A 21,789-nucleotide genomic window follows, 5' to 3' on the forward strand; every position below is an offset into this window, starting at 1 on the left:
CGATACGGTGGACGCCATGCCCGAGCCCGAAGTCGTCAGCCCGCCCGTCGCCAAGAAGGTGCCGCAGGAGCGCACCCACCATGGCGACACGTTCATCGACGAATACGAATGGCTGCGTGACAAAGAGGCCGGCGAGGTCATCGACTATCTCAACGCCGAGAACGCCTACACCGATCAGCAAACGGCGCATTTGAAGCCGTTGCGTGAGGCGATCTTCGCCGAGATCAAGTCGCGCACCAAGGAGACCGACCTCTCGGTGCCGACCCGGATGGGTGAGTTCTGGTACTACTCGCGCAGTTTCGAGGGCAAGCAGTACGGCGTGCACTGCCGGTGCCCGGTGTCGGGTCCCGACGACTGGACGCCGCCGGCGCTCGACGTCGACACCGAGGTGGCGGGCGAGCAGATCCTCCTGGACAGCAATGAACTTGCTGCCGGACACGACTTCTTCTCCCTCGGTGCCTTCTCGATCAGTCATGACGGAGCGCTGCTTGCCTACTCCACCGACGTGGTCGGCGACGAGCGATACACCTTGCAGTTCAAGGACCTTCGCACGGGTGCGGTGTTGCCGGACGTGATCGAGGGCGCAGCGCCCGGTGCAACGTGGGCACTGGACCACAAGCACGTCTTCTATCTGACCGTTGACGAGGCATGGCGGCCCGACACCGTTTGGCGGCACCGACTCGGTACCACAAAAGATCAGGACGTCAAGGTTTTTCACGAACCTGACGATCGGTACTGGGTGGGCATCGGCTCCACCCGCAGCGAAAAGTATCTGATGATCTTCGTCGCGTCGAAGATCACCTCTGAAGGCTGGATGCTCGAATCCGCAAATCCGGAAGGCGAATTTCGGGTGATCCTGCCCCGGCGCGACGGCGTGGAATATTCCGTCGAGCACGCGGTGGTCGGCGGCCAAGACCGGTTGCTCATCGTGCACAACGATGTGGTGGACGGCGTGAAGGCGGAGAACTTTGTGCTGGCCGACGCTCCGGTGGACAACCCGGCCGAGCAGACGTTACTGATCGGCCACCACGACGACATCCGGCTCGAAGAGGTCGACGCCTTCGCCGGTCATCTCGTGCTGAGTTACCGGCGAGAGGCGTTGCCCCGCTTGGCGATCTGGCCGCTCACCGAAGACGGTTACGGGCAACGTCACGAGCTTGAGGTCGGCCTGGAACTGTGCTCGATAGGTCTGGGCGGCAACCCGGAGTGGCAGCAGCCGACGCTGCGGATCGGTGTCAGCTCGTTCATCACCCCGTCGCAGGTCTTCGACTATGACGTCGCGACCGGCGAAATGCTGCTGCGCAAGCAACAACCGGTGTTGGGCGACTTCGACCCAGAACGGTATGAGCAGCATCGTGATTGGGCAACAGCAGCCGATGGAACGAAGATTCCCATCTCGCTGGTCTCGCGCAAAGGGGTGCGCAGTCCCGCGCCGCTGCTGCTGTATGGCTACGGCTCCTACGAATCGAGTATCGATCCGTCGTTCTCGGTCGCGCGACTTTCCTTGCTCGATCGGGGCATGGTTTTCGCGGTGGCGCATGTGCGCGGCGGCGGCGAGATGGGGCGGTTGTGGTACGAGCACGGCAAGACGCTCACCAAGAAGAACACCTTCACCGACTTCATCGACTGCGCAAGGCATCTCATCGATACCGGGCGCACCACCGCGGGTCAGATGGTGGCCGACGGAGGGAGCGCCGGCGGACTGCTGGTGGGCGCCGTCGCGAACATGGCACCCGAGCTGTTCGCCGGAATTCTGGCCAATGTGCCGTTCGTCGACCCGCTGACTTCGATCCTCGACCCATCCTTGCCGCTCACCGTCATCGAATGGGACGAGTGGGGCAATCCGTTGGCGGACAAGGATGTTTACGACTACATGAAGTCCTACTCGCCGTACGAGAACGTGGCGGCGCAGGACTACCCAGCAATCCTCGCTATCACCAGTCTCAACGACACCAGGGTGCTGTACGTGGAGCCGGCCAAGTGGGTGGCCAAGCTGCGCGCCACCAAGACCGGTGATGCGGAGTTGCTGTTGAAGACCGAGATGAGCGCCGGCCACGGTGGCGTGAGTGGCCGGTATGCACGGTGGGAGGAAGTGGCCTTCGAGTATGCCTGGCTACTGGCCACGGCCGGCGCCAGCGCGACCCCGCTCGACTGAAGGGGTCTTCTCGGCCGACGCGGTTGATGGCGCGGAAGAGGCACCGCCTACCGTCGAATGCTATGACCGACCTACAGAACATTCAGCTGAATACCCTCAGCGGGGTTCCGACCTCGCTCGGCGAGTACGGCGGCCGTGCAGTCCTGTTGGTGAACGTGGCCTCGAAATGCGGTCTCACCCCGCAGTATGCGGCGCTGGAAAAGTTAGCGACCGAGTACGCGGCGCGGGGCCTGACCGTCATCGGTGCGCCGTGCAACCAGTTCATGGGCCAGGAGCCGGGCACGCCGGAGGAAATCCAGACGTTCTGCTCGGCCACGTACGGGGTGACGTTTCCGTTGCTCGAAAAGCTCGAGGTCAACGGTCAGGGCCGGCATCCGCTCTACGCCGAACTCACCAAAACGGCTGACAGCTCTGGCAATGCCGGGGACGTGCAGTGGAACTTCGAGAAGTTTCTGATCGCACCCGACGGCACCGTCGTCAACCGCTTCCGGCCGCGGACCGAACCGGATGCGCCCGAGGTTATCGAGGCGATCGAGCGGGTGCTGCCGAGTTAAGAATTCGCTGTCGCGTCACCTGGATTGCCCCTGCCAGCCATCCGGTGCGGCGACACTTTCAGGCATGGGCAGTGAACTCATCGTCTCCGTCTCCGGCATCCGAACGGAAACCCGTGCGCACGCCGCGGCATTCGCGCGGGAACTGGATGAGCGTGGGACGCCGATGTCATTGCTGGTGGCGCCGCGGCTGAAGGACTATCGGCTGCTGCGTGACAGTGCCACCCGAGCATGGCTGCGTGAGCGCCGTGAACACGGTGACGCGATCGTCTTGCACGGCTATGACCAAGCAGCAACGAAGAAGCGTCGGGCCGAGTTCGCCACCCTGCCTGAGCACGAGGCGCGGCTGCGGCTCACCGCCGCGGACCGCGTCCTCGAGGAGTGCGGACTGCGGACGAGAATCTTCGCCGCACCCCGGTGGACCGTCTCCGAAGGCGCGATGGCCGCGCTGCCGAGCGTCGGGTTTCGCGTCGTCGCGGGACTGACTGGCGTGCATGATCTGCAGCGTTCGACGACTGTGCGGGGACGTGTGCTGGGGCTGGGTGAAGGATTCCGTGCAGAACCGTGGTGGTGCATGGCGCTGATCATGGCCGCCGAGCGCACCGCGCGGCGCGGGGGCCTGGTGCGGCTGTCGATCTCGGCCGCGCAACTCGGCAAGTCCGGTCCGCGGCAGGCGATGCTCGACGCAATCGACCTCGCGCTGTTGCACGGTGCGGTGCCGAGCGTTTATCGGTGGGACGCTTCGGGCCTGCCGCACGCGGCCTGAACCGGGAAGCATTGGCGCAGTTGCCTACCGCAGCTGCAGCGATTCTTCCTCCGGCAGCACCCTGAACTCGGTTCCCTCGGCGGCCATCTCGGCCAGGCGGCTGTAGTAGATCCCGCGCCCAGCGTCGGAAATCACTTCCTGATGAATCGGAAAAGCAAAGCGTGGCTGCACTGCCCGCAGATAATCGACCGTCTCGCTGATCTTCATCCACGGCGCGGCCGCGGGCAGCGCGAGAATGTCCACCGGCACCGACGGCACGAACAGCGAATCACCCGGGTGCATCAGCTGCGCGGGCTGGTCCGGAGTGCCGACGAGATAAACCGTGTTGTCGATGACCGGAATATCGGGATGGATGACGGCGTGCCGGCCCCCGGCGCCGGTCAGCTGAATGCCACCGACCTGCATGATGTTGCCGGCATACACGGCGGTCCACTGCTCGCCGAGTTGCGCGCTGGTCTGCGGGTCGGCAAGCAGCGTCGCGCCGGGATTTGCCTCCACCAGTGCGGGCAGGCGCTGGGTGTCGGCGTGGTCGGGATGCTGGTGCGTGATGACTATCGCGTCCAGGTCCGTGAGGCCCTCGAAGCCGTGGGAGAAGTTGCCCGGATCGAACAGGATCTTGGTGTCGTTGAGCTCTACGAGCAGGCACGAGTGGCGAAAGTGTGCGACGCGCAACATAGGGCAACACTATGCGGCCGCCGAGACCATGGCTACGGATCTGTTCGTCGAGTAGCCCGCTACCTATCCATGGTTTCGGCGCGGGGTGCGCCGGCCGGTAAACTTCGGGGTCGTCGCAGCAAACCAGCCTTCAGCAAGGAGCACATCCAGTGGCCCGAGTCGTGGTCGATGTCATGCCCAAGGCCGAGATCCTCGATCCGCAGGGCCAGGCGATTGCGGGTGCGCTGCCGAGGCTCGGCTTTCACGGAGTGTCGGACGTGCGGCAGGGCAAGCGGTTCGAGCTCGAAGTCGACGACAGCGTCGATGACGCCGAGCTTGCCAAGATCGCCGAATCGCTGCTCGCCAACACGGTGATCGAGGAGTGGAAGGTCACCCGGTTGTGAGCGCTGCGCGAATTGGAGTCATCACCTTCCCCGGCACGCTCGACGACATCGACGCGGCCCGCGCGGTCAAGATCGCCGGTGCCGAGGCGGTGAGCCTGTGGCACGGTGACGCCGACCTGAAGGGCGTCGACGCGGTGATCGTGCCCGGCGGATTCTCCTACGGCGACTACCTGCGCTGCGGTGCCATCGCGCGATTCGCGCCCGTGATGGGTGAAGTGATCGACGCGGCCGGCAAGGGCCTGCCCGTCTTGGGTATTTGCAACGGCTTCCAGGTGCTCTGCGAGGCCGGTCTCCTTCCCGGTGCGCTGACCCGCAACGAGGGCCTGCACTTCATCTGTCGAGACCAGTGGCTGCGCGTCGAGGCGACCGACACCGCCTGGACCACCCGTTACGAACCGGGAGCCGAAATCCTTATTCCGCTGAAGTCGGGGGAGGGCCGCTACCAAGCCTCCGAGCGGGTGCTTGACGAGCTCGAGGGCGAGGGGCGGGTGGTGTTCCGCTATGCCGGGGACAACCCGAACGGCTCCAAGCGCGCAATAGCGGGCGTCTCGTCGGCCAACGGGCGCGTGGTCGGACTCATGCCGCACCCCGAACACGCCACCGAGCCGCTGACCGGACCCAGCGACGACGGCCTCGGCATGTTCCTGTCGGTGCTCGACAGCCTGGTCAACGCCGGATAGCCGCCGTGCCGGCCACCGCGGAAGGGCTCTGCGCATTCATCGATGCCTCGCCGTCGCCGTTCCACGTGTGCGCGACCGTCGCCGGAGAACTGGGCGCGGCGGGCTTCCGCCGTCTGGCTGAAACCGGCACCTGGCCGAGTGCGCCGGGTCGCTACTTCGTGGTCCGTGGCGGTTCGGTCGTGGCGTGGTCGAATGAAGCCAATCCCGACGCAGCCTTTCGGATCGTCGGCGGTCATACCGACAGTCCGAATCTGCGGGTCAAGCAGCATCCCGATCTCACCAGCGCCGGATGGCAACTGGTCGGTCTGGAGCCGTACGGCGGTGCGTGGCTGAATTCCTGGCTCGACCGCGACCTCGGTATCTCCGGTCGGGTGAGCGTGCGCGCCGGAAACGTGGCGGAGCAGCGGCTTGTCCGCATCAACCGGCCGATCCTGCGGGTGCCGCAGTTGGCAATTCATCTGTCCGAGGACCGCAAAGGGGTACAGCTCGACCCACAGCGTCACCTGAATGCGGTGTGGGGCGTGGGGGAGCGGCCGCGCTCCTTCATCGAGTTCCTCGCCGACGAGTCGGGCATCGATCCGGCGGCAGTGCTCGGTTGGGAGTTGATGACGCACGATGTCGTGCCGTCCGGGATCGCCGGCGCGGACGGCGACTTGGTCAGCGCGCCCCGGCTGGACAACCAGGCCACCTGCTACGCCGGCGTGCAGGCCTTGCTCGGTGCGCTGGAATCCGAGACGGCGGTTCCGGTTTTGGCGCTGTTCGACCACGAGGAGGTTGGTAGTACCTCGGATCGTGGCGCCCAGTCGGAGTTCCTGCTGACGGTGCTGGAGCGGATCACGCTGGCCTCCGACGGTGGCCGCGACGACTTTCTACGGCGCATGGCCGGGTCGGTCTGTGCGTCGGGAGACATGGCTCATGCGACGCATCCGAACTACCCCGAGCGGCACGAACCCGCCCACCGGATTCGGGTGAACGGTGGCCCGGTGCTGAAGGTGAACCAGAACCTGCGCTACGCCACCGACGCGGCGGGTGCCGGAGCTTTCGCGCTTGCCTGCGAGCTGGCCGGCGTTGCATTGCAGCGCTACGTCCATCGTGCCGATCTGCCCTGCGGTTCGACGATCGGACCGCTGACCGCGGCGCGGACCGGCCTATCTACCGTGGACGTCGGGGCACCGCAGCTGGCCATGCATTCTGCGCGAGAACTCATGGGCGCCAAAGATGTTGGCGACTATGCGGCGGCTTTGACTGCCTTCCTGGCGCCCGCAGGCGGATAATTGTCGGTGCCCCGTGTGACACTTCGAACCACGCCGTGAGGGGAGGGGATCGTGACCGCGCCAGCATTGACCGACCATTTGTTCACCTTTGACGAGTGGACCGCGCTGCCCGCGTACGAGCGATTCAAGGTCGAAGTGGTCGAGGGGGTCTTGAACGTGTCGCCGCGGGGGCATGCGCTGCATCAGCGCGCAATATTGAAACTTGCGAGCCAATTGGACTCGGTGTTGCCGCGCCAATTGTGTGCGCTGGGCGAGGTGGACGTCGTTCTCACCCGCACACCGCTGAGCGTGCGGGTGCCGGACGTGGTCGTTGTCGACTCCGAGCTAGCGCAGACCAATCCGGCCCGCTTCGAGGCTGCCGATGTGCGCCTGGCCGTCGAGATCCTGTCCGACGGCACTCGCCGGGTCGATCGGGTAATGAAGTTCGCCGAATACGCCGAGGCCGGGATACCGCAGTACTGGATGATCGAACTCTCCCCACCGACGTCCTTGCGGGCGTTCACTTCGGTCGACGGGCGGTACGAGGCAGATCGCAATACATCTCGCATGTCGGTCGCAGGGCACCCCGTCGACCTTGCCCTCGACTTGCTCACCGAACGCTGATATCGCCGCCGACTAGACTCGACGCAGCGAATTCGCCAGTTCGCCGTACTGAAAGGACCCCGATCTCCTGTGACCGGCTCTCCCGTGATCGGCCATGTCGACACCGTCAGCGACGCCGCAGCCACTCCCGATACCGCGCAGCCGTACAAGGAGCTCGGACTCAAGGATGACGAGTACGCCCGGATCCGCGAGATCCTGGGGCGGCGCCCGACCGACGCCGAACTGGCGATGTATTCGGTCATGTGGAGCGAGCACTGCTCGTACAAGTCCTCCAAGGTGCATCTGCGGTACTTCGGGGAGACCACCACGGACGAAATGCGGGCCTCCATGCTGGCCGGCATCGGCGAGAACGCCGGTGTGGTCGACATTGGTGACGGATGGGCGGTCACCTTCAAGGTGGAAAGCCACAACCACCCGTCCTACGTCGAGCCGTATCAGGGCGCGGCCACCGGCGTGGGCGGCATTGTGCGCGACATTATGGCCATGGGCGCCCGCCCGATCGCGGTCATGGACCAGCTTCGCTTCGGCGCAGCCGATCATCCCGATACCCGCCGCGTGGTCGATGGCGTCGTGCGCGGTGTGGGCGGTTACGGCAACTGCTTGGGACTGCCCAACGTCGGTGGTGAAACCGTCTTCGACGCCAGCTATCAGGGCAATCCGCTGGTGAATGCGTTGTGTGCAGGGGCCATGCGGGTCGAGGATCTGCATCTGGCGTTCGCGTCGGGTGCCGGCAACAAGATCATCTTGTTCGGCGCGCGCACCGGGCTGGACGGCATCGGTGGCGTCTCCGTGCTGGCCAGCGAAACCTTCGACGGGGACGAATCCGGTGCGGGCCGCAAGAAGCTGCCCAGCGTGCAAGTCGGCGACCCGTTCACCGAGAAGGTCCTCATCGAGTGCTGCCTCGAGCTGTATGCGGCCAAGCTCGTGGTCGGTATCCAGGATCTCGGCGGGGCCGGACTCTCCTGCGCCACAAGCGAACTCGCCGCCGCTGGCGATGGCGGGATGCGCATCGAGTTGGACAAGGTGCCGCTGCGCGCCACTGGGATGACACCGGCCGAAGTGCTCTCCAGCGAGTCGCAGGAGCGGATGTGCGCCGTCGTCACGCCGGAGAACGTCGACGCCTTCATGGCCGTGTGCCGTAAGTGGGATGTGCTCGCCACCGTGATCGGTGAGGTCACCGACGGCGATCGGCTCGTGGTCACCTGGCACGGCGAGACGGTGGTCGACGTGCCGCCGAGGACCGTCGCGCACGAGGGGCCGGTGTATCACCGCCCGGTGCAGCGGCCCGACGAGCAGGACGACATCATCGCCGACAGCCCGGACAAACTCGCGCGACCGCAGACCCCTGACGAGCTGCGCGCAACTCTGCTGCAGATGATCGCCAGTCCGCAGCTGTGCAGTCGGCGCTGGATCACCGAGCAGTACGACCGCTACGTGCGCGGCAACACCGTGCTGGCCGAGCAGGCTGATGCCGGCGTCGTTCGCATCGACGAGGAGACCGGCCGGGGCATCGCGCTGGCCACCGACGCGTCGGGCCGCTACACCAAGCTCGACCCGTACGCCGGCGCGCAGCTGGCGCTGGCCGAGGCGTACCGCAACGTCGCCACCACCGGCGCCACCCCGAAGGCCGTCACGAACTGCCTGAACTTCGGCTCACCCGAGGACCCTGCGGTGATGTGGCAGTTCCAGCAGGCCGTGCGCGGGTTGGCCGACGGTTGCGCGACGCTGGGCGTACCGGTCACTGGTGGCAACGTCAGCTTCTACAACCAGACCGGCCAGAGTGCGATCCTGCCTACACCGGTCGTCGGGGTGCTCGGCGTCATCGATGATGTCGACCGGCGCATTCCGACCGGGATCGGCCTGGAACCGGGCGAAACGCTGATTCTGTTGGGCGAAACCCGCGACGAATTCGGTGGGTCGGCATGGGCACAGGTGGCCCACGGTCACCTCGGCGGTGTGCCGCCCAAGGTGGACTTCGCCCGGGAACGGTTACTGGCCGAGATCCTCGTGGCGGGGTCGCGCGACGGTCTGATCAGTGCGGCCCACGACCTGTCCGAGGGCGGCTTGGCGCAGGCCGTCGTGGAGGCGGCGTTGGCCGGGGAGACCGGTTGCCGGATTCTGTTGCCAGACAATGCCGACCCGTTCGTGATGCTGTTCTCCGAGTCGGCCGGCCGGGTTCTCGTCGCTGTTCCACGCACGGAAGAGACCCGGTTCACCAACATGTGCACGGCACGAAAACTGCCGTGGGTGCGCATCGGCGTGGTGGACCAGGGCTCGGACTCCGTGGAAGTTCAGGGTCAGTTCGCCATTCCGATGACCGAACTGCGCGAGACCTTCGAGGCCACGCTGCCGCGGCTGTTCGGGGCTGCGACGGCTTGAGCCGGACGGTGGACCCGCTGTCCGCGCGCAACGCGGTCGCGGCGATCGAAGGATGGTTGCGCGACCCAGCGCAACCCGAGCCGGCTCGGCGCGCGCTCGGCGACGCGGTCAAGCTGAGCGCGCGGTTGTTGGCGCAGCAAGCACCGGGATCGTCCGTCGAGCTGCGGGTGCCGCCGTTTGCGGCCGTGCAATGTATCGCCGGTCCGCGCCATACGCGCGGCACGCCACCGAACGTGGTGGAAACCGATCCGCGCACCTGGCTGCTGCTTGTCATCGGTGACCTCGACTTCGCAGCGGCCGTGGCCGACGGGACGGTCAGCGCATCGGGATCACGCGCGAGCGATGTGGCTGGCCAATTGCCGCTGCTACGGCTGGCCGGCTGAGATCTCCACCTCGGTGGGGTGGTCGTGGACAAAACCGCCCGGCCGCCGCTCGAAACCCCTGCGGTCATAGAACTTGGTGGCGAGGATGCCGAGCACGACGCCGATCAACAGCCCGCACAATGTCGCCCAACTCGACGCGATCAAGCCGGCGTTGCCGCGTGCGTCGAAGTACAGAATCGCGCGGACCCCGAGGTAGACCTGGTGCATCGGTTCGAACCGGGCCAGCCAACCGAAGAACGGTGGCGTCGCTTCGACCGGAACCGTGCCGCCCGACGACGGCAACCCGAGAACGATGAACACGACCAGGTTGACCAGCAGGCCCGCGGAACCGAGCAGCGCAAGCACCGACATCGCGGTGATCCCGACCGCCGTGACGGCGAAGGCGCCGTAGATGAACAGCGCCAGACCCTTGGTGATGGGCATGCCCAGCAAATGCCCGATGCCGACGTAGACACCCGAAACTATGTTCGCGACCACGAACATGATGCCCCACTTGAGCAGCAGGGTATTGAACCGCGAGATGCCGACCGCCGGCTGGTGCACGTACAACGGGCCGTATTCCGTGGGTACGAAGCCCAGGTAGGAATCCACCATGGTGTGGATGATCATCGCGCCGGTGAAGCCGGCCAACAACAGCAGAATCGTGTAATAGAAAGCGGACAGTCCGTTGCCGGTGCCGTCGGGGAGTGGATTGTAGGCGGTGACGATCACGTTCACCGGCTGGGCCAGCGTCAAGCGACTGGCCCCGGAAAGCTGGGTGGGTGCCGGTCCGGCCTTGAGCACGTCCTCGACCTGCGCGGTCAGTTTCGCGCCGACGGAGGCGTTGACCTTCTCAGCGGCCTGCTGACCGATCGTCGTCACGATGGCGGACGCGAACGTGCCGGCCCGGGGATTGGTCAGGACAGTGATGACGGGCTTGTCCACGGTGCCCGGCACGACACTGGCCTGCGCCAGAATCACCATCCGCTTCGTGAAATCGCTGGGGATGAGGATCGCGCCGTAGACCTTGCCGTTGGCCAGGCGGGCCTGCGCCTCCGCGATGCCGACGTGTTGCAGGTCGATCTTGTTCGGGTCGATGCCCTGACTGAGCGCCGTCTCGATCTGCTGGCCGAAGTTCTGCTGTGTCTTGGCGTTGCCGTTGCCGGGAACCGTGTCGCCCTCGTCCTGGTTCACGAGTGCAATCGGGAAGTGGTGCAGGTTTTCCTGGGGCTTGAGGATGCTGCCGAGATACAGGGCGGCAAGTAGGCCCATGAGTACGGTCACCACCACAGCCGGACCGAACCAGAACCGGGGTTGGCGCAGCACACGCTGTACCGCGTTGCCGGTCGCTGATGCATCGCTCATGGTGCACAAACGCTAGCAGTGTCGACCGCTTCGTGGGTCGGCAGTATCCGAGTCGGCGGGCGGATCCGCGAGCGGGATCAACAAGAGATATTGCCCACATCGATCCACGTGAGGTGCGGCGGTCTGCGCGACGGTCCGTAGAATAAGAATGCCCCCCGACCCCGCAGCCAAGGGAGCAACTGTGGCCGGTGCCGATTTGTCGGTAAGCAGTCCGAACCTACTCGCACCCGGCACCGGAGGGGTCGACGAGCCGCTCGAGAACGCTCCGCGCGAGGAATGCGGCGTATTCGGAGTCTGGGCGCCTGAAGAAGATGTCGCGAAGCTGACGTATTACGGCTTGTACGCGCTGCAGCACCGCGGTCAGGAAGCTGCGGGAATCGCGGTGGCGGACGGCTCGCAGGTGCTGGTTTTCAAGGATTTGGGCCTGGTCAGTCAGGTTTTCGACGAGCAAACACTTGCGGCCATGCCCGGACATGTCGCGATCGGGCACTGTCGGTACTCGACCACTGGCTCCACCACCTGGGAAAATGCGCAGCCGGTTTTCCGGACCACCGCAGTCGGCACCGGATTGGCGCTCGGTCACAACGGCAACCTGGTCAACACGGCAGAGCTGGCCTATCGGGCACGGGAGGCCGGGCTCATCAATGATCGGCGTCTAGGGGCGGCCACTTCCGACTCTGACGTCATGACCGCCCTGCTCGCGCATGCCGCCGCGGACAGCACCCTCGAGCAGGCCGCAATGACGCTGCTGCCGACGCTGCGCGGCGCGTTCTGCCTGACGTTCATGGACGAGCACACCCTGTATGCCGCCCGCGACCCGTACGGCATTCGTCCGCTGTGTCTGGGTCGTCTCGAAAGGGGGTGGGTCGTCGCGAGTGAGACGGCCGCCCTCGACATTGTCGGCGCATCGTTCGTCCGTGACATCGAGCCGGGCGAGCTGCTGGCCATCGACGCCGACGGAGTGCGGTCGAGCCGGTTTGCGGCACCCGAACCCAAGGGCTGCGTCTTCGAGTACGTGTATCTCGCCCGCCCGGACAGTGTGATCGCTGGCCGTTCCGTGCACGCCACCCGGGTGGAAATCGGGCGTCGGCTGGCCAAGGAGCATCCCGCGGACGGCGATCTGGTCATTCCCGTGCCGGAGTCGGGCACGCCGGCAGCGGTGGGTTATGCCCAGGGCTCGGGCATCCCCTACGGGCAGGGCTTGATGAAGAACGCCTACGTCGGCCGGACCTTCATTCAGCCGTCGCAAACGATTCGTCAGCTCGGTATTCGCCTGAAGCTCAATCCGCTCAAGGAAGTCATCCGCGGCAAGCGGCTGATCGTCGTGGACGACTCGATCGTGCGCGGCAACACTCAGCGCGCGTTGATCCGCATGCTGCGCGAGGCGGGCGCTCTCGAGATCCATGTGCGGATCGCCTCGCCCCCGGTGCGGTGGCCGTGCTTCTACGGCATCGACTTTGCCTCCCGCGCGGAACTCATCGCCAACGGTGCCAGCGGCGGTGCGGCCGACAGCATGGACGAGATGGTGGAGGGCGTGCGCCGCTCGATCGGCGCCGACTCGCTGGGCTACATCTCCATCGATGGAATGGTCGCCGCCACCGAACAGCCAGCCTCGCGACTGTGCCGTGCTTGCTTCGACGGGACGTACCCGATCGCGCTACCGGCCGAGGAAGCCATCGGCAAGAACCTGCTCGAGGGTCTGCTGGATGCCTCGGCGAGTGACAACGTCAGTGCGTTGAGTCGGCCATAGCCCGTGAGTATCGAATTTGTCCGCGCCCGCCGCGACGCTTTGCTGCTGGCGGGCGGCCTTGTTGCACTGGTCGTTGTTTGTGCGGCGCTGTGGATTCCGTGGTATTCGGGACAGTCGTCGCACTCCGGTTGGCAGGTGCTCGGAACCGGGGCCGGAACCGTGCTCGTCGCCGCCACCGTCGTGTCGCTTCTCGCCTGCCTGATGCGCCCGCTTGTCGGCGCGGCACTCATCGCCGGTACGGGTGGTGCCGCCGTGGTTTTCACCGTCCGCGCGTTGACCGACTGGGGTCACGACTCAGCGTGGGTGCCGCTGCTGGTGATCGCCGCCGCGATGGCCGCGATGGCCGCAGTGTCGGTGTGGCTCGGTGCGGTCGCGCTGCCGCAGGTGGACCGCTGGATTCCCACGGGCGCGGTGTTGCTCGCCGGCGCGCTGGCGTTCGTGGTGCCGCTGACACCGGCGCCAACCGGTCACGAGTCACTGCCCGGTGATCAGTACGCCGTTGATCATCAGCAGTAACGACTGTTCGACCTCGCCGCGCTTGGCTGCTGGATCGTCGGCGTTGGCGATGATCAGCCCCGCCTCGGTGATCGCGCTGAGGAACAGTTGGGCGAGAACCGGTATCGCGGCCTCGGCTACCAATCCCTGCTCGCGCGCCTGAGTCAGCGCTTCGGTAATCAGGCCCAGTCCATGTCGGGCCTCCATCTCGCGCCAGGCGGGCCAGCCGAGCACGGCGGGTGCGTCGGTCAGGGCAATCTGCACCACCTCGGGCCGCTGGCAGATGTCCAGGAAGGAGCCGAGCCCGGCCGTCAACCCGGAGAGCACATCGGGCGCAGCCGCGACCGCCGCCCGGACCTCGGCCGTGTTTTCGATCTCCAGTTCCTCGAGGACCTGCTGGAACAGGCCACGTTTGTCGCCGAAGTGGTGATGCAGTGCCCCGCGCGTCACCCCAGCGGCCGCACCGATCTCTTCGGCCGAGACGGCGTGGTAGCCGCGTTCGCCGAAGAGTCGGCGGCCAGTCTGCATGAGCCGTGTGGTGGTTGCCCGGGAACGGTCTTCCTGACTACGCCGAACCATGCTCGCGAGTGAAGCCCACGATCATCGCGGCGAGCAAATCCGGCTGGTCCTCAGGGATGAACGTGTAGGAATCATCGATGAGTTCCATCCGGGCGTTCGGTAGCGCGGCAACAAGTCGCTCGCCCAACTCGACCGGGAAAAGCTTCTCTTCCCGGCTCCAGATGACCAGCACAGGCATGGTGAGCTGGGAAAACTTCTCGGCGGCGGCGAGGGTGTAGCGGCGGTTGACCGACTTGAGGAACCGGCGGAGGTCCTTGCGAATGGCTGCACTGTTGCGGCTCGGCAGCAGGTAGGAGTCAACGGTCTGCGCCTCGATCGGGCGCTTGGCCACCCAGCCGAAGGCAATCGGCAACCGGTGCAGCGCCCGAATCCGCATCAGCTCGGTGATCGGTCGGATGGAGCCCGGCAACTTGGCCAGCAAGGTCAGCCCGGCGAACGCTGGTGGGAAGAACTTCTCGTAGGCGTCGCATGGCGTGAGAATGACGCGTCCGACTCGGCTTGGATTCTCCGCCAGCATGATCTGGGTGAGCGCACCACCGGTGTCGTTGGCGACGAGGGTGACGTCGTCGAGGTCGAGGCGTTCGAGGAAGCCGGCGATGAGGCGTGCCACGCCGGGTGGTGTCAGATCGGCCCCGGGTACGGGAGTCGAGTGCGCGCCGAGCGGCAGGTCCGGCACGATGCAGCGATAGCCGGCCGCAACAATTTCCGGCACCACCTTGCGCCACAGATCGGCGTTGACGAGCAGGCCGTGGATGAACACGACAACAGGTCCATCGCCGACGTCGTGGTAGGCGATGCGTGCTCCGGATACTTCGACTTCGCGCGCCGGTCCCAGCGCTGTGGCGTGCCCCATGTCGGTTCTCCTGTCAGACGATAGAAACATACATACGGTACGTATGTTATTGCGGCCGCGGCCATGAGACAAGACCGTTCGCGACTCCGGTAACGTGAGTTCGCATCTTGTCCGCGACCGAACGTGTGGAGCGCCGAATCCGATGAACGACAAGACCCGCCCCGGTGCCTCGTATGCAGCAGCTGGGGTGGATATAGCTGCCGGCGATCGGGCGGTGGAACTCTTCGCGCCGTTGGCAAAACGGGCTAGCAGACCGGAAGTTCAAGGCGGCCTTGGCGGCTTCGCCGGTTTGTTCGCACTCAAGGGTGGTTATCGCGAGCCGCTGCTGGCGGCCAGTACGGACGGTGTCGGCACCAAAATTGCGGTGGCCCAGGCAATGGACAAGCACGACACAGTCGGTCTGGACCTGGTGGCCATGGTGGTCGACGATCTCGTGGTGTGCGGGGCGGAGCCGTTGTTTCTGCAGGACTACATCGCCGTCGGCAAGGTGGTGCCGGAGCGGGTCGCGGAGTTGGTGAAGGGCATCGCGGACGGCTGCGTGCGTGCCGGCTGTGCGTTGCTCGGCGGCGAAACCGCTGAGCACCCCGGCCTGATGGCCGACGGTGACTACGACCTGTCGGCCACTGGCGTCGGCGTGGTCGAAGCCGATGCCGTGCTCGGCCCCGACCGCGTGCGTCCTGGCGATGTGGTGATCGCCATGGGATCTTCGGGCTTGCACTCCAACGGCTACAGCCTGGCCCGCAAGGTGCTGCTGGAGATCGACCGGATGTCGCTGCGCGCGCACATCGAGGAATTCGGCCGCAGCCTCGGCGAGGAACTGCTCGAGCCCACGCGGATCTATGCCAAAGACTGCCTGGCGCTCATCGCCGAGACCGATGTGCGGACGTTCGCGCACGTCACGGGGGGCGGATTGGCGAACAATCTCGCACGCGTGATGCCCAAGGGGCTCGTCGCCGAACTCGACCGAGGCACCTGGAATCCGGCGCCGGTCTTTCGGATGATCGCCCAGCGCGGCCGAGTGGATCAGGCCGAGATGGAGCAGACGTTCAACATGGGCGTCGGCATGGTGGCGGTCGTGGCCCCGGAGGACGTGGACCGCGCACTCGCGGTGTTGACGGCCCGCCACATCGCCTGTTGGGCAATCGGTTCGGTGAAGAAGGCCGCGACCAAGGAGGTCGGCATGCAGCGCGCGGTGCTCGTCGGCGACCACCCGCGCTTCTGAAGCGAGCCGGTGCCGTAGAGCCCGGAGTGCATTAAGAGGGGGGAGCCGCCTGTCGGCTCCCCCCTCTCAGCAAGATGTGATGATCAGCGTCGCCAGTCGTCGTAGTCGTCGTCGTCCCATCGCGACGGCGCGTCGGCCGGGTCCTCGGAGAGAACGCCGTTGCGGTGCGAGTTGGGTCCGCCTCCCGAAAGCTCACGCTGGAGGCTCTCGAAGTCGGTGGTCGGCGAGCTGTACTTGAGCTCGCGTGCGACCTTGGTCTGCTTTGCCTTAGCCCGGCCGCGGCCCATGGCTAACCCCCTCGCGTTTTTACGGGGCGGCCTGGGGAATTTGGCGGCCCCGTTCCAGTGTGTATTTTCCTGACACACACTCTAGCGTGAGAATCGCGCCAGCGCTCCCACGAGGGGAGTGTCGCGACGCGTCACACAACGCCCGGTATCGCCCTAATCGTGCCGACCCGGGCGCCGCCACCGAAAACCGGCTGCGCGGCGAGGTCCGCCTGCTCCTCCGACCAACCCACACCGATCCGGCGCAGGACCGCGGCGGCCAGTGGCAGCCGCGCGCGCTCATGACCGTCGTCGATCTTGAAGGCGAAAGCCGTCCCGTCACCTAGGGCGCCCGCGTGGACGCCGTCGGCGCCGGACTTGCAGGTCAATCCGGGTATTGCGGTCATCAACCGGAGGTCGTCGCGGTCGGTTCCGGAGATCACCAGCGGGTGTGCGCGAATGGCATCGGCTACGGTCCGTTCGGCCGATCCGGCCGGCGCGGTGACGATACGTGCATACGCGCGCGCCAGATTCACCAATGACACCGGCACGATCGGCAGCCCGCACCCGTCTATCCCGAACTCCGTTTCCGGTTCGCCGGTGAGATCGGCGACAGCCGCAACGACCGCCTGCTGCATCGGATGGCCCGGATCGGTGTAGGACTCGGTCGGCCAGTCGTTGACGACGCACGTGGCGAGCATCGCGGCATGCTTGCCGGAGCAGTTCATATACACCGGTCGCCGTGGGGCACCGGCGGCGATGATCGCCGCACGGGCCGCTTCGTTGCCCGGGAGATCCGCCGGACAGCGCAGTTGGTTTTCCGTGAGACCAAAGCGATCCAGCAGTCGCAGCACCAGGTCGAGGTGGATCGCCTCGCCGTCGTGCGAGGCCGTGGCAATCGCCGCCTCGGCACTGTCGATCGGCTGAAAACCATTGCGCAGCATTGCAACCGCTTGCATTGGCTTGTTGGTCGAGCGGGGATAGATCGGGGTGTGCACATTGCCGGCCGCGAAAAGCGGGTCACCGTCGGGGCCGACGATCACGACCGATCCGCGGTGCACGCATTCACGAAAACCGCAGCGGTCGACTTCGACCAGTTCGACGCTGCTTTGTTGCCAACTCAGTGTCCGATGGTTCGCTCCGATGCGCTCGCTCACGCGCGATGCCGCTCTAGGTGGCGTTTCGCACGGTTGAAGGAGTCGGTCGACAGGTCCGGTTGTTCGGCGAGCAGCAACTCCATCCGTGCGGGATCGGTGCCGTCGAACAGGTCGCGCACGGTGACGCCGTGGGCTGGTGTGTAGTCGATCACGATCTCGTCGCCCGCTGTGATCGACCCTGTGGTGACCACCCGGAAGTAGGCGCCGGTGTCGCCGCGGGCCGCGAACCGTTTCACCCATTGCCGCTCCTGTGACCACCGGCCGAAGGTGGCGCACGGGATCCGTGGCGCGGTGACCTCGAGCACCACATCACCGATGCGCCAGTGAGCGCCGACGACGGCGTCGCTGACCGCCAGTCCGCTGATGCGCAGATTCTCGCCGAACCAGCCGGCGGGCAGCGCACGGCCCAGTTCGGTACCCCAGCGCTGCGCATCATCCTCGGCGTACGCGTAGACGGCCTGGTCGAGGCCGCCGTGGTTCTTCGTGTCGCAGACGTGGTCGCCGGCCAGGCCGAGCGGTTGCACCTCGACCGGGCCGGTCACGGGCCGTTTGTCGATGGCCGTCGTCTCCACTGGTCGGCCGATGTTCGGCAGGTCGGCGTACACCACACACACCGCATCCAGGCGGCCAATTGTCGCAGGGCTCATCGGCCGCGCAACCGGTCGACGGCGGCACGGCCGGCCTGCACGTCGTCATAGTGTGGCACCGACTCCGGATCGATCGAGGCGGCGCACGGCCCGACGGTGAGCGCGGTGTCGAGCGGAACTGTGCGCTTCACCAGTCCGAGCGCGATCGGCCCGAGTTCGTAGTGGTCGATGATCGTGCCCACCCGCCCGACACTTCGTCCGGCGGCGAGGATCGGCTCACCCGACTCCGGGCGGCCATCCGCGGAACCGTCGAGATGCAACAGCACGAGGTGTCGCGGCGGGCGGCCGAGATTATGTACCCGCGCAACCGTCTCCTGGCCTCGGTAGCAGCCCTTGTTCAGGTGCACCGCACCGGACTGCTCGATGCCCCCGATCCAGCCGACCTCATGCGGAATTGTGCGATCGTCGGTGTCCAGTCCCGCCCGCGGTCGAGCTGCGGCAACCCGCAGCGCCTCGAACGCCCACATCCCTGCCGGCTTCGCGCCGGCCGAGACAAGTTTGTCGAACCAGCGCTGCAGGTCTGCACGGGGAACCAGCAGGTCGAACGAATCGGTGGTCGGCCACGGCATCCGGCGCACGAAGCCGCCGCCGGGCAGTGCCAGCGCCTGATATTGCTGTTGCGGAAGTTCCTCGAGTACACCGCCGCTGGCGGCGACGAGCGCATCGCGGCTGTCCGGACCGAGCATGGTCAAGACCGCATAGTCGCCGCGGACGGGCTCGGCCTTCGACCAGAACACCATTCGCTGCAGGAACGACAGCAGCGCCGGGCCGGTGGCCGCCTCCGTGTCGATCCACACGGTGGAATCGAGCTCGGTGAGCACGAAGTGGTGTTCGACGCGGCCGTTGGCGTCGAGGCTCAGATTCTCCGCCGAAGTGCCGTCGATCAGATCGGCGATGTGCTGGCTGGAAATGGTGTGCAACCAGGACAGTCGACCTTCGCCGGTGATCGAGATGACGAACCGGTTCGACCGGTCGATCACCGCAACGGATTCCGTTGCGGCACGCTGCTCGCGGAACGGGTCACCGTAGTGCCAGGCGACCGATGCGTCGACCGACCCCGGCGCACCGGCAACCGCTCCCGCCGTCGCGAGCAGCGGGCTCGAGTACGCGAGCACGGAATCGGCCACCGGCCCATTCTATGGGTGCCCGCGAAAATGAGAGGTCGGCGGTGTTGGCGGCCACCGCACTACCCTTGGGGCATGGGCGAGGCAGTACTGGTGACATTGGACGGTGCGACGCACGATCCGGATTCGCCGCTGTTGTGCGCCGACGACATGGCCGCCGTGCGCGGCGACGGCATCTTCGAGACGGTCCTGGTCCGGGACGGCAAACCATGCACTCTCGAACTGCACTTGGCCCGGTTGTCCAAGTCAGCGGAGGCGCTCGAACTGCCGCCCCCGGATCTGGTCAAATGGCGGGCGGCTGCCCAGGGTGCCGCAAAGCGGTGGGGAACCGATGCCGACGGCATGATGCGCTGGGTTTACAGCCGCGGCCGCGAGAGCGGTGGGGAGCCAACGGCGTTCGTCACGGTGGCTGCCGTGCCCGAGCGCATTCTGCGGGCGCGCGTCGACGGTGTCTCGGCGATGACGCTCGACCGAGGCTATTCGGTGGAGGCCGCAGCGTCCGCACCCTGGCTGTTGCTCGGCGCAAAGACGTTGTCCTACGCCACAAACATGGCCGCTATCCGGTTTGCCCACCGGTGTGGTGCCGACGACGTCATCTATGTCAGCCGGGAAAGGCGGGTGCTGGAGGGGCCACGGTCGACGGTGGTCATTGCCCGCGGCAAGACATTGGTCACTCCGCCCACCAAGTTCGGAATCCTGGCCGGGACCACACAGCGGGCCTTGTTCGAGGTGGCCGAGGCGAAGGGTTACGCGTGTGAATACGCGTCGCTGGTACCTGCCGACTTGATCCTGGCCGACGGCGTCTGGCTGCTGTCGAGCGTGACGTTGGCCGCACGGGTGCACACCCTCGACGGACTGGCGCTACCGCGTCCTACCTTGGAAAAGGAGCTTCCGGCGCTGGTCGATATCGCGGTCGCCGAGGTCGGCTCCGCCTGATTGTGACCGCCAACTCTTGACCGGACTACTACCCTTTGTAGTAGATAGCTGCCAACGGTGGCAGCGCCCGACCGGTAGGAGCGGCAGTGAGCGCCCTGGACCTCTCCCGTTGGCAGTTCGGCATCACCACCGTCTACCACTTCATCTTCGTGCCGCTCACCATCGGTCTGGCCCCGCTCGTGGCCGTCATGCAGACCGTGTGGGTGGCCACCGGCAAGCAGCAGTGGTATCGCCTGACCAAGTTCTTTGGCAAGCTGTTCCTCATCAACTTCGCCATCGGCGTGGCCACCGGAATCGTGCAGGAATTTCAGTTCGGCATGAACTGGAGCGAATACTCCCGTTTCGTCGGTGACGTGTTCGGTGCGCCGTTGGCGCTCGAGGGACTCGTGGCCTTCTTCCTGGAGTCGACATTCCTGGGCCTGTGGATTTTCGGCTGGGGGCGGCTACCCAAACTTGTGCACCTGGCGACGATTTGGCTGGTTGCTATCGGTGTCAACGCATCGGCGTACTTCATCATTGCCGCCAACTCGTTCATGCAGCACCCCGTCGGGGCTCGGTTCAATCCGGAAACGAAACGCGCCGAGTTGGTGAGCATTTGGGCGCTGCTGACCAATAACACTGCGCTGGCGGCATTTCCGCATGCCGTGGCGGGAGCGTTCCTGACCGCCGGAACATTCGTGGCCGGCATCGCGGGATGGTGGATGGTGCGCAATGCGCGCAAGGTCTCCACCGCCGAGCCCGACCATGACGCCGTTCTCGATGCCCGCACGATGTGGCGGCCCGTTGCGCGCCTGAGCATGTGTGTGATCGCGATAGCCGCCGTTGCCCTGGTGTTCACCGGTGACGTGCAGGGCAAGCTGATGTTCGAGCAGCAACCGATGAAGATGGCCTCGGCAGAGTCGTTGTGCCACAGCGAAACCGACCCCGACTTCTCGGTACTGACCGTTGGCACACACAACAACTGCGACAGCGTCGTCCACCTCATCGAGGTGCCCGGAGTGTTGTCCTGGCTGGCCAAAGGCCAGTTCTCGGGCGTGCATCTCGACGGCGTTCAGGACTTGCAACATCAGTACAACCAGAAATACGGCATCGGCGACTACCGGCCGAATCTCTTTGTCACATACTGGTCTTTCCGGGTCATGATCGGATTGTCCGCGGGCTCCATCCTGCTGGCCATGGCCGGGCTATGGCTGACCCGCCGGGGACGGGTGCCGCATCAGCGTTGGTTCGGCTGGCTGTGCCTCGCCGCGGTGCCGACTCCATTTCTGGCCAACATCGCCGGTTGGGTGTTCACCGAAATGGGCCGCCAGCCGTGGGTGGTGGCGCCGAATCCGACCGGGGTGGATCAAATTCGGTTGATGGTGAGCCAGGCGGTGTCCGATCACCACTTCGGCACCGTGCTGACGTCGCTGCTCGCATTCACGCTCGTGTACGCCGGTTTGGCGGTGGTCTGGATGACGTTGCTGCGTCGGTATGTCGAGGCGGGCCCGTCCGAACACGACCGTCATCCACCGGGTGAGATCCCCGAGGAAGCAGATAAGCCCCAACAGCTTTCGTTCGCGTACTAGGA

Annotated in this window: 22 protein-coding genes; 14 read left to right on the plus strand and 8 right to left on the minus strand. The window is 65.8% G+C overall.

Going from position 1 to position 21,789, the window contains the following annotated elements; all coding sequences use genetic code 11:
• The first annotated feature begins 16 nt into the window (after window positions 1–16).
• From FOS14_RS15810 to FOS14_RS15820, 3 genes are all read left to right on the plus strand, one after another.
• Window positions 17–2,155: a S9 family peptidase gene (locus FOS14_RS15810; protein ID WP_143771774.1), complete on the plus strand. Its 2,139-nt coding sequence runs from the start codon at window positions 17–19 to the stop codon at window positions 2,153–2,155.
• Window positions 2,156–2,217: 62 nt separating this feature from the next.
• Window positions 2,218–2,709 carry a glutathione peroxidase gene (locus FOS14_RS15815; protein ID WP_143771775.1) on the plus strand — a complete coding sequence of 164 codons (492 nt, stop codon included), beginning with the start codon at window positions 2,218–2,220 and terminating at the stop codon, window positions 2,707–2,709.
• A 64-nt stretch (window positions 2,710–2,773) separates the two neighbouring features.
• The gene (locus FOS14_RS15820) at window positions 2,774–3,472 is read left to right on the plus strand and encodes a DUF2334 domain-containing protein (protein WP_143771776.1); all 699 of its coding nucleotides are present in this window, start codon (window positions 2,774–2,776) and stop codon (window positions 3,470–3,472) included.
• A gap of 24 nt (window positions 3,473–3,496) precedes the next feature.
• On the opposite strand, the gene FOS14_RS15825 is transcribed toward FOS14_RS15820, so the two are convergent.
• Complete coding sequence (locus FOS14_RS15825; RefSeq protein ID WP_143771905.1) at window positions 3,497–4,144, minus strand: MBL fold metallo-hydrolase; 648 nt, start codon at window positions 4,142–4,144, stop codon at window positions 3,497–3,499.
• Between the two features lie 152 nt (window positions 4,145–4,296).
• Here FOS14_RS15825 and purS point away from each other — a divergent pair, with 152 nt between their 5' ends.
• From purS to FOS14_RS15855, 6 genes are all read left to right on the plus strand, one after another.
• On the plus strand, window positions 4,297–4,530 hold the full coding sequence (gene purS / locus FOS14_RS15830; RefSeq protein WP_143771777.1) for a phosphoribosylformylglycinamidine synthase subunit PurS: 234 nt from the start codon (window positions 4,297–4,299) through the stop codon (window positions 4,528–4,530).
• Window positions 4,527–5,210 carry a phosphoribosylformylglycinamidine synthase subunit PurQ gene (gene purQ, locus FOS14_RS15835; RefSeq protein ID WP_143771778.1) on the plus strand — a complete coding sequence of 228 codons (684 nt, stop codon included), beginning with the start codon at window positions 4,527–4,529 and terminating at the stop codon, window positions 5,208–5,210. Before purS ends, purQ begins: the two co-directional genes overlap by 4 nt.
• A 5-nt stretch (window positions 5,211–5,215) precedes the next feature.
• Window positions 5,216–6,484: a M18 family aminopeptidase gene (locus tag FOS14_RS15840; protein ID WP_143771779.1), complete on the plus strand. Its 1,269-nt coding sequence runs from the start codon at window positions 5,216–5,218 to the stop codon at window positions 6,482–6,484.
• A gap of 51 nt (window positions 6,485–6,535) precedes the next feature.
• A complete protein-coding gene (locus tag FOS14_RS15845) occupies window positions 6,536–7,087 on the plus strand; it encodes a Uma2 family endonuclease (RefSeq protein ID WP_255450375.1) in 552 nt (183 codons plus the stop codon).
• Between the two features lie 84 nt (window positions 7,088–7,171).
• Window positions 7,172–9,466, plus strand: coding sequence for a phosphoribosylformylglycinamidine synthase subunit PurL (gene purL, locus FOS14_RS15850; RefSeq protein ID WP_143771906.1), 2,295 nt, complete (start codon window positions 7,172–7,174; stop codon window positions 9,464–9,466).
• Window positions 9,463–9,849 (plus strand): sterol carrier family protein, encoded by a 387-nt coding sequence (locus FOS14_RS15855; protein ID WP_143771780.1) that lies wholly within the window; start codon window positions 9,463–9,465, stop codon window positions 9,847–9,849. Before purL ends, FOS14_RS15855 begins: the two co-directional genes overlap by 4 nt.
• On the opposite strand, the gene FOS14_RS15860 is transcribed toward FOS14_RS15855, so the two are convergent.
• Window positions 9,832–11,193, minus strand: coding sequence for a YhgE/Pip domain-containing protein (locus FOS14_RS15860; RefSeq protein ID WP_143771781.1), 1,362 nt, complete (start codon window positions 11,191–11,193; stop codon window positions 9,832–9,834). The two genes, FOS14_RS15855 and FOS14_RS15860, sit on opposite strands and share 18 nt — an antisense overlap.
• 181 nt (window positions 11,194–11,374) lie before the next feature.
• Between FOS14_RS15860 and purF the strand changes: the two genes are divergently transcribed.
• Entirely contained in the window at window positions 11,375–12,943 is a 1,569-nt protein-coding gene (purF, locus tag FOS14_RS15865) for an amidophosphoribosyltransferase (RefSeq protein WP_143771782.1), read from the plus strand.
• A 3-nt stretch (window positions 12,944–12,946) separates the two neighbouring features.
• On the plus strand, window positions 12,947–13,459 hold the full coding sequence (locus tag FOS14_RS15870; RefSeq protein ID WP_143771783.1) for a hypothetical protein: 513 nt from the start codon (window positions 12,947–12,949) through the stop codon (window positions 13,457–13,459).
• Here the strand turns inward: FOS14_RS15870 and FOS14_RS15875 are convergent.
• Window positions 13,418–13,966: a TetR/AcrR family transcriptional regulator gene (locus FOS14_RS15875; RefSeq protein WP_255450376.1), complete on the minus strand. Its 549-nt coding sequence runs from the start codon at window positions 13,964–13,966 to the stop codon at window positions 13,418–13,420. The two genes, FOS14_RS15870 and FOS14_RS15875, sit on opposite strands and share 42 nt — an antisense overlap.
• 37 nt (window positions 13,967–14,003) lie before the next feature.
• The gene (locus tag FOS14_RS15880; protein WP_143771785.1) at window positions 14,004–14,870 is read right to left on the minus strand and encodes an alpha/beta fold hydrolase; all 867 of its coding nucleotides are present in this window, start codon (window positions 14,868–14,870) and stop codon (window positions 14,004–14,006) included.
• Window positions 14,871–15,012: 142 nt separating this feature from the next.
• Between FOS14_RS15880 and purM the strand changes: the two genes are divergently transcribed.
• A complete protein-coding gene (gene purM / locus FOS14_RS15885) occupies window positions 15,013–16,092 on the plus strand; it encodes a phosphoribosylformylglycinamidine cyclo-ligase (protein WP_143771786.1) in 1,080 nt (359 codons plus the stop codon).
• An 83-nt stretch (window positions 16,093–16,175) separates the two neighbouring features.
• Here purM and FOS14_RS15890 read toward each other — a convergent pair whose 3' ends face one another.
• From FOS14_RS15890 to FOS14_RS15905, 4 genes are all read right to left on the minus strand, one after another.
• Entirely contained in the window at window positions 16,176–16,379 is a 204-nt protein-coding gene (locus FOS14_RS15890; RefSeq protein ID WP_143771787.1) for a DUF3073 domain-containing protein, read from the minus strand.
• Window positions 16,380–16,510: 131 nt separating this feature from the next.
• The gene (locus tag FOS14_RS15895) at window positions 16,511–17,512 is read right to left on the minus strand and encodes an asparaginase (RefSeq protein WP_255450378.1); all 1,002 of its coding nucleotides are present in this window, start codon (window positions 17,510–17,512) and stop codon (window positions 16,511–16,513) included.
• The gene (locus FOS14_RS15900) at window positions 17,509–18,159 is read right to left on the minus strand and encodes an MOSC domain-containing protein (protein ID WP_143771788.1); all 651 of its coding nucleotides are present in this window, start codon (window positions 18,157–18,159) and stop codon (window positions 17,509–17,511) included. The genes FOS14_RS15895 and FOS14_RS15900 overlap by 4 nt, the downstream gene beginning before the upstream one ends.
• Window positions 18,156–19,286: a folate-binding protein YgfZ gene (locus FOS14_RS15905; protein ID WP_143771789.1), complete on the minus strand. Its 1,131-nt coding sequence runs from the start codon at window positions 19,284–19,286 to the stop codon at window positions 18,156–18,158. Before FOS14_RS15905 ends, FOS14_RS15900 begins: the two co-directional genes overlap by 4 nt.
• A gap of 72 nt (window positions 19,287–19,358) precedes the next feature.
• Here FOS14_RS15905 and FOS14_RS15910 point away from each other — a divergent pair, with 72 nt between their 5' ends.
• Window positions 19,359–20,219 carry an aminodeoxychorismate lyase gene (locus tag FOS14_RS15910; RefSeq protein ID WP_143771790.1) on the plus strand — a complete coding sequence of 287 codons (861 nt, stop codon included), beginning with the start codon at window positions 19,359–19,361 and terminating at the stop codon, window positions 20,217–20,219.
• Window positions 20,220–20,305: 86 nt separating this feature from the next.
• Window positions 20,306–21,787: a cytochrome ubiquinol oxidase subunit I gene (locus FOS14_RS15915; protein ID WP_143771791.1), complete on the plus strand. Its 1,482-nt coding sequence runs from the start codon at window positions 20,306–20,308 to the stop codon at window positions 21,785–21,787.
• Window positions 21,788–21,789 lie beyond the last annotated feature (2 nt).

The organism is Skermania sp. ID1734, assembly GCF_007489285.1.
Lineage (GTDB): Bacteria > Actinomycetota > Actinomycetes > Mycobacteriales > Mycobacteriaceae > ID1734.

Bases quoted from the DNA above. Each gene is read 5' to 3' on its own strand.
- FOS14_RS15860 (WP_143771781.1), bottom strand. From the start codon at position 11,193: ATGAGCGATGCATCAGCGACCGGCAACGCGGTACAGCGTGTGCTGCGC.
- FOS14_RS15900 (WP_143771788.1), bottom strand. From the start codon at position 18,159: ATGAGCCCTGCGACAATTGGCCGCCTGGATGCGGTGTGTGTGGTGTAC.
- FOS14_RS15890 (WP_143771787.1), bottom strand. From the start codon at position 16,379: ATGGGCCGCGGCCGGGCTAAGGCAAAGCAGACCAAGGTCGCACGCGAG.
- FOS14_RS15820 (WP_143771776.1), top strand. From the start codon at position 2,774: ATGGGCAGTGAACTCATCGTCTCCGTCTCCGGCATCCGAACGGAAACC.
- FOS14_RS15910 (WP_143771790.1), top strand. From the start codon at position 19,359: ATGGGCGAGGCAGTACTGGTGACATTGGACGGTGCGACGCACGATCCG.
- FOS14_RS15875 (WP_255450376.1), bottom strand. From the start codon at position 13,966: ATGCAGACTGGCCGCCGACTCTTCGGCGAACGCGGCTACCACGCCGTC.
- FOS14_RS15815 (WP_143771775.1), top strand. From the start codon at position 2,218: ATGACCGACCTACAGAACATTCAGCTGAATACCCTCAGCGGGGTTCCG.
- FOS14_RS15810 (WP_143771774.1), top strand. From the start codon at position 17: ATGCCCGAGCCCGAAGTCGTCAGCCCGCCCGTCGCCAAGAAGGTGCCG.
- purM (WP_143771786.1), top strand. From the start codon at position 15,013: ATGAACGACAAGACCCGCCCCGGTGCCTCGTATGCAGCAGCTGGGGTG.
- FOS14_RS15880 (WP_143771785.1), bottom strand. From the start codon at position 14,870: ATGGGGCACGCCACAGCGCTGGGACCGGCGCGCGAAGTCGAAGTATCC.